This window comes from Acinetobacter sp. UBA6720 (assembly GCF_002454215.1).
GTDB lineage: Bacteria > Pseudomonadota > Gammaproteobacteria > Pseudomonadales > Moraxellaceae > Acinetobacter.
This window is the reverse complement of record NZ_DKIK01000083.1, coordinates 6,543-7,160: the sequence shown is the minus strand read 5'-3', so window position 1 is coordinate 7,160 and position 618 is coordinate 6,543. Positions and strand designations below refer to the sequence as shown.

Annotated in this window: 1 protein-coding gene; it reads right to left on the bottom strand. The window is 46.0% G+C overall.

The window, feature by feature from the left end; translation table 11 throughout:
• On the bottom strand, positions 1–618 hold a 618-nt coding region (locus B4F08_RS07330), incomplete at both ends, for an EamA family transporter (protein WP_291373972.1).

Here is a 618-nt window from a genome sequence, read left to right as displayed (position 1 = left end):
TTGCTCGCCTAGAAATACAAAACCAGACAGTGCTGCAATGGCAGGCTCAAGGCTCATGAGCGTTCCAAAACTTAGAGCGGTTAAATTGCGTAGCGCAATCATTTCCAAACTAAAAGGCAAAGCGCTGGCCAAAACTGCTAAAGCCACGAAATAAATCAGGTTTGAGGGTTCAAACACATTTGTGGGTAAACCACTGAACAGGGCGAGTGGCATTAATATCAGCATGCCGACAAACATACCTAAGCACACGGTATGATTGCCCGAAACACCCGATGGGTGCTGCCCCGCCACGATATACAAGGCCCAACATGCACCTGCACCTAGTGCAAATGCGATCCCAAGAGGATCTAAAGGTTGAGCAGCTTGGTCGAAAGGAAACAGTAAAACTAAGCCTAAAATAGCCAGCCCGACCCAAACAAAGTCAAAGCGTTGTTTGGCATAAAACAGAGCAACACTGAGCGGGCCAATAAACTCAAACGACACTGCAATGCCGAGCGGCAGGCGAGCAATGGATAAATAAAACAATAGGTTCATGCCTGCCAAAGCAAAACCATAGCTGAGAATGGCTTTATATTTGACTTGCTTAAAATCAACCTGCCAAATTTTAAACAATACGGC